The sequence below is a fragment of the Thermus sp. genome, from assembly GCF_056332225.1.
Genome location: NZ_JBWGQW010000070.1, coordinates 1 through 5,379, shown reverse-complemented (window position 1 = coordinate 5,379; position 5,379 = coordinate 1). Strand labels below are relative to the sequence as shown.

Sequence of the window (5,379 nt, the reverse complement as noted above, 5' to 3'; positions counted from 1 at the left end):
GGGCTAAAGGTGCGGATCTTCCAGTTCCTCAAGCACGAGACCGCCCGCTTCGGGGAGCACCGGGCCTTCGCCCTCCTCGGCATCCCCATAGAAGGCCTGGGGGACGGGTTCACCTGGAAGAGCCGGGACCTCGCCCGCTCCGCCCTCCTTGCCCAAGAGGGATGGGCGCGGGCGAAAGAGGCCCTCCTCTCCGGGGCCTACGACCTCGTGGTCCTGGACGAGGCCACCTACCCCTTGCGCTACGGCTGGGTCTCCCTGGAGGAGTTCCTGGAGGTCTTGAGGGCGAGGCCGCCCCACGTCCACGTGGTGGTGACGGGCCGGGGCGCCCCCGAGGCCCTCTTGGCCCTGGCCGACACGGTGACGGAGATGCGGAAGGTGAAGCACGCCTTTGACCTGGGGGTACCGGCCCAGAGGGGAATAGAGCACTAGGGGTTTCCTTGGAGGTATGCTTTAGGCGATGACGGAGAAAACCTTGGCCCGCTTTTACGGCATAGCCCAGGAAATCTGGGCCCAACTCCCGCCCCAAGCCCGCTTCCGTCCCGTGGAGGATGGGAAGGTCCTGGCTCGCCACCGCGCCTTACTGGAGGGCCTTACCGAGGACTTAGTCCGGGGCTTTTACGACACCCTCTTCGCCCATCCGCCTACCCGCGCCCTTTTCAGGGAAGGGGAGAGGCCCTTCCGGGAGAAGACCTTAAGGGACTGGTACCTCCGCACACTGGCGGGGCCTTTCAACGGGCAGTACTTCGCCTGGCAGGCCTTGGTGGGGTTGGTTCATGTGCGGCGTGGGGTGACCAACGCCATGATGACCAGCATGTGGAACTGGATCACCGAGCAGGTGGTCCAGAGGGCCCACGAGGCCCTCCCCTTGGAGGAGGCCCGAGCCCTGGAGGGGTCCTGGCGGAGGCTTGCCTTCACCGTGGCTGCCCTCATCTCGGAGGAGTACCTGGACGCCTACCTGGAGGCCCTGGCCGAGGCCCTAGGGAAAGAACCCGGGGATTTCCGAAACCTGGCCCAGGCGGAGGCGGCGAGGCTCCTGCAGGCCCTGACCCCCCGGTGAGGCCGTGCGCCTCCTCCTCGCCGCTCCCCACTCGGGCGCCGGAAAGACCACGGTCTCCCTGGCCCTTCTTCTGGCCCTGAGGGAGCGGGGCCTAAGGGTGCAGCCCTTCAAGGTGGGGCCGGACTACCTTGACCCCACCCACCTGGAGAAGGCCTCAGGCCGGAGGCCCTACAACCTGGACGGCTTCTTCCTAGATGAAAAGGGCCTCCTCGCCCTCTTCCGCCACGGGGCGAGGGGGGCGGACCTCGCCCTCATAGAGGGGGTGATGGGCCTCTTTGACGGGAAGGACCCCAGGGGAGAGGTGGGCTCCACCGCCCAGGTGGCGAGGCTCCTTAGGGCCCCCGTGGCCCTGGTGGTGGACGCCAGGGGGATGGCGGGCTCCATCGCCCCCCTCGCCCAGGGTTTCCGGGACTTCCGCCCCGGGGTGCGGGTGGTGGGGGTCTTCGCCAACCGGGTGGGCTCGGAGCGCCACGCGGGAATCCTGAAGGAGGCCCTCGAGGCCGTGGGCCTTCCCCTCCTCGGCTGGCTTCCCGAAGACCCCGCCCTCGCCCTCCCCGAGCGCCACCTGGGCCTGGTCCTGGCCGGGGAGGTGGCCCCGCCCCTCGAGGCCCTGCGGCGGGCCTTCCGCGTGGACCTGGAAAGGGTGCTGGCCCTCGCCGCCACCACCCCGCCCCTTCCCGAGGTCCCGCCCTTCCTCCCGGAAAGGCGCCCGCCCCGGGCCCGGGTGGCCTACGCCTGGGACCGGGCCTTCGCCTTCTACTACCCCGAGGCCCTGGAGCTTTTGGAGGCCTTGGGGGCGGAGCTCGTCCCCTTCAGCCCCCTCGAGGACGAAGCCCTCCCCAAAGCCCACGCCCTCCTCCTCGGGGGCGGCTACCCGGAGCTCTTCGCCGAGAGGCTTTCCGCGAACGTGGCCCTGCGGGAGGCCATCCGCCGCTTCCCCGGCCCCGTGGTGGCCGAGTGCGGGGGGTACATGTACCTGGCCCGGGGGCTCTGGGTGGGGGAGGGCTTTTTCCCCATGGTGGGGCTCGTGCCGGGGGAGGCCCGCATGGCGGAGAGGCCCGTCCTCGGCTACCGGGAGGTGGAGGCCCTGAGGGATAGTCCCGTGGCGCGAAAGGGGGACCGCCTCAAGGGGCACGAGTTCCACTATGCCCGCCTGCCCTCCTCCCCAAGCCCCGCCTGGCGCCGGGTAGGGGGAGAGGAGGTGGAGGGCTTCACCGACGGACGGGTCCTCGCGAGCTTCGTCCACCTCTACCTGCCCGCCTTCAGGGGGGCGGCGGAGCGCTTCTTGAGCGTGGCGGAAGGCGCGGTTCGGGGCTGGGATCCGGGGCCGGGGGAAAAGGGACCCCCGCCCTTAGGCGGGGGCAAGGAAGGAGGAGCCGGGGGGCCTTAGGCCAAGGCGTCCTGGGGGTGGAGCGTGCCCTGGGCCTTGCTCTTGAGGATCTCCAGGGCCTCCTCCTCAGACATCGCCGGGTTCTCGTACCGGATTCCCAGAGCCTCCCCCATGAGGCGGAAGACGTGGGTGTTGTCCACGAGGCCCAGGTTCACGAAGCGGAGGCCATGGCCGTAGAGGAGGAGAGCCACCGGGCTTGCCGTGTGCTGGCCCGAGGACCATCCGATGTTGGTCCGGTCGGGTTTCCGGGCGTCCCGCTGCACCATGGCCCAGGCCAGGGTGTTGGCGGGCTGGACCCCGTGCCGCACCCCCTCGGGCCAGTAGACCTTCTCCCGGATGGCCCGCACCACCGTCTCCGCCTCGGCGTCCGTGAGGGCCACCCCCTTCATGGCCCGGAAGGCCTCCTTGACCTGGCTTGCCTCGGGGGAGTTTCCAAGGGCCCGGAGCATGTGCTCAAAGCTCGCCCGCTGAGCCTCGAGGAGGTCAATCCCCCGGGAGCTTTCCAGGTAGCTCCGCCCCGCCCCGTAGAGGCCGCCCACCCCGGTGGCGTGGTCGGAAACCAGGATGAGGAGGGTGTCCGGGTGCTGGTCCACGAAGGCCGTGAGGAGCTCCAGGGCCTCATCGGCGGCCAGGACATCCCAAAGGGTGGCCCCGGCGTCGTTCAGGTGGTTGGCGTGATCGATCCGGCCCGCTTCCACCTGCAGGACGAAGCCCTGGCGGCTTGCGGCGAGGCGGGGCAAGGCGGCCTGCACCATTTCCTTGAGGCTCGGCACCTTCACCCCCTGGAAGCGGCGGTCTATCTCGTAAGGCACGTGGCTGGAGGAGAAGACCCCGAGGAGCTTGCTGGCGTTGGAACGGGAAAGCTCCTCAGGGGTGCGCACCACCCCGTAGCCCCGCTGGGCGAAGAGGGCGTAGAGGTCCTTTTTGTCCTGACGCCTCTCGGGGTTGAAGAACTGGTCGCCGCCCCCCAGGTAGACCTCGGCCCCGAACTCCAGGTACTGCTCGGCGATCCGCTCCTCGGCGTTGCGGTCGGGGTTGGAGACCACGAAGCTCGCCGGGGTAGCGTGGGTGATGGTGGTGGTGGTCACCAGGCCCACCGCCTTCCCCGCCTCCTTGGCGGCGGCGAAGAAGGGCTTGAGGGGGGTGCCGTCGGCGTGGATGGCTAGGCCCCCGTTCACCGTCTTCACCCCGCAGGAAAAGGCGTTCCCCGCGGCGCTGGACTCGGTGACGTAGCTGGTGAGGCTGTAGGTGTTGATGAGCCCGTTGGGGTAGCGGCTGAGGAGCCGCTCCAGGGCCAGGACCCGGCCCTGCCGCCTGCGGGCGTAGGCCTGGGCGATGGCGTAGTCCTCCCAGGAGAACCCGTCGTAAACGTAGACGATCAGGTTGCGGTACCTGCGGCCCAGAGAGGGCCGGTTCTGGGGAGCTCCCTGGGTCAAACCCTTGGGCGCGAGGGCCAGCCCTCCTATAAGGGCTGTGGTCTTGAGGAGGTCCCTTCTTTTCATCCCTATCACCCCGGCTTCACTTCACCACGCTTTTGTCAGAGCGCCGTCAGGCTCCGAGAGCCGGGGTTTGTTTCTGGTGTGGGGAGAGTTTTCACGTGCAGATTTTATCGTGAACGTTTACACAAATGGAGAAACCGAGGCTCGCCCTCAACCTTCTGCAGAGGCTTTCCGGGATCGCCACCCTGACCCGGGCCTACGTGGAGGCCCTGGCGGGCACCAAGGCCCAGGTCCTGGACGCCCGCAAGACCACCCCGGGGTTCCGCGCCCTGGATTTGACGGGATCCTCCTCAAGGAGAACCACGTCCGAGCGGCGGGGGGCGTGGGCGAGGCGGTGCGGCGGGCCAAGGCGAAGGCCCCCCACTACCACAAGGTACAACTTCCCCCTCGAGGCCCTAAGGGAGGCGGTGCGCCGCGTGGGGGGGCGGGTCCCCCTGGAGGCGAGCGGGAACATGACCCTAGAGCGGGCGAAGGCGGCGGCGGAGGCCGGGGTGGACTACGTCTCCGTGGGGGCCCTCACCCACTCGGCCAAGGCCTTGGACCTCTCCCTCCTGGTGGTGCACCCATGATGGCAATGTGTGCTATCATGATGGCATGGTGCGCACCCAGGTGCAGCTCACCGAGGCCCAGTGGGCGCGGCTCAAGGCCAAGGCCCGCGCGGAAGGGGTTTCCCTGGCGGAGCTGGTGCGCCGGGCAGTGGAGCGGTTTTTGGAGGAGGAGGGCTACGAGGACAAGGCCAGGCGGGCCCTCCTCGCCCTGGGCCGCTTCGCCTCCGGCCGAGGGGACGTGAGCGAGGCCCACGACCGGTATCTGGAGGAGGCTTTTGGCCGTCTTCCTTGACACCTCGGCCCTCTACGCCCTTCTGGACCGGGACGACGCCCACCACCAGGAGGCCGCCCGGACCTTCCGGGAGCTCCTCGAGGCCCGATGGCCGCTGACGACCCACGCCTACGTGGTGGTGGAGAGCGTGGCCCTAGTCCAAAGGCGGCTCGGCGTGGAGGCGGTGCGGGCCCTGGTCCACGACCTCATGGGGGTGGTGGAGGTAGCGCCCGTGGACGAGGCCCTGCACCGCGCCGCTCTCACGGCCCTCCTTGCCTCGGGCAGGCGGGAGGTGAGCCTGGTGGACTGGACGAGCTTCCTCTTCATGCGGGAAAGGCGGCTGGAAAAGGCCTTCGCCTACGACGAGCACTTCTGGGAACAGGGCTTCGTCTCCGTAGGGGAGGCCCTACATTAGGATGCGTGGGGAAGCCCTGGCGCAAGAGGTCCTGAAGCTCAAGCGGGAGCGCAACGCCGTCATCCTGGCCCGCTCCTACCAGCTCCCCGAGGTAGGAGGTGGCGGACTTCGTGGGGGACTCGTTGGGCTTAACCCCGAAAAGACCATCCTCCTCCCCGACCTCGAGGCGGGCTGCTCCCTCGCCGAAAGCATCCGCCCC

The 5,379-nt window shown here is 69.0% G+C and carries 6 protein-coding genes and 2 pseudogenes; 7 read left to right on the top strand and 1 reads right to left on the bottom strand.

The window, feature by feature from the left end:
• From AC01Y6_RS09350 to AC01Y6_RS09340, 3 genes are all read left to right on the top strand, one after another.
• Positions 1 to 429, top strand: a 429-nt coding sequence (locus AC01Y6_RS09350; protein WP_476671250.1) for a cob(I)yrinic acid a,c-diamide adenosyltransferase, incomplete at its 5' end; no start/stop codon positions are given.
• 28 nt (positions 430 to 457) lie between these two features.
• On the top strand, positions 458 to 1,057 hold the full coding sequence (locus AC01Y6_RS09345; protein ID WP_476671249.1) for a protoglobin domain-containing protein: 600 nt from the start codon (positions 458 to 460) through the stop codon (positions 1,055 to 1,057).
• Positions 1,058 to 1,061: 4 nt separating this feature from the next.
• Positions 1,062 to 2,447: a cobyrinate a,c-diamide synthase gene (locus tag AC01Y6_RS09340; RefSeq protein WP_476671248.1), complete on the top strand. Its 1,386-nt coding sequence runs from the start codon at positions 1,062 to 1,064 to the stop codon at positions 2,445 to 2,447.
• Here AC01Y6_RS09340 and AC01Y6_RS09335 read toward each other — a convergent pair.
• A complete protein-coding gene (locus tag AC01Y6_RS09335) occupies positions 2,444 to 3,949 on the bottom strand; it encodes an alkaline phosphatase (RefSeq protein WP_428720699.1) in 1,506 nt (501 codons plus the stop codon). The genes AC01Y6_RS09340 and AC01Y6_RS09335 overlap by 4 nt on opposite strands.
• A gap of 137 nt (positions 3,950 to 4,086) precedes the next feature.
• Here AC01Y6_RS09335 and AC01Y6_RS09330 point away from each other — a divergent pair.
• The 4 genes and pseudogenes from AC01Y6_RS09330 to nadA all read left to right on the top strand — a co-directional run.
• Positions 4,087 to 4,515: pseudogene (locus tag AC01Y6_RS09330) on the top strand (nicotinate-nucleotide diphosphorylase); the annotation flags it as partial.
• 25 nt (positions 4,516 to 4,540) lie between these two features.
• Entirely contained in the window at positions 4,541 to 4,786 is a 246-nt protein-coding gene (locus AC01Y6_RS09325; RefSeq protein ID WP_347242075.1) for a ribbon-helix-helix domain-containing protein, read from the top strand.
• Positions 4,770 to 5,180: a type II toxin-antitoxin system VapC family toxin gene (locus AC01Y6_RS09320; RefSeq protein ID WP_347242076.1), complete on the top strand. Its 411-nt coding sequence runs from the start codon at positions 4,770 to 4,772 to the stop codon at positions 5,178 to 5,180. The genes AC01Y6_RS09325 and AC01Y6_RS09320 overlap by 17 nt, the downstream gene beginning before the upstream one ends.
• Before the next feature lies 1 nt (position 5,181).
• A pseudogene (gene nadA / locus AC01Y6_RS09315) lies at positions 5,182 to 5,379 on the top strand (quinolinate synthase NadA); the annotation flags it as partial.

Coding starts and splice junctions, on each gene's coding strand:
- AC01Y6_RS09345 (WP_476671249.1), top strand. CDS start 458: ATGACGGAGAAAACCTTGGCCCGCTTTTACGGCATAGCCCAGGAAATC.
- AC01Y6_RS09335 (WP_428720699.1), bottom strand. CDS start 3,949: ATGAAAAGAAGGGACCTCCTCAAGACCACAGCCCTTATAGGAGGGCTG.
- AC01Y6_RS09325 (WP_347242075.1), top strand. CDS start 4,541: ATGGTGCGCACCCAGGTGCAGCTCACCGAGGCCCAGTGGGCGCGGCTC.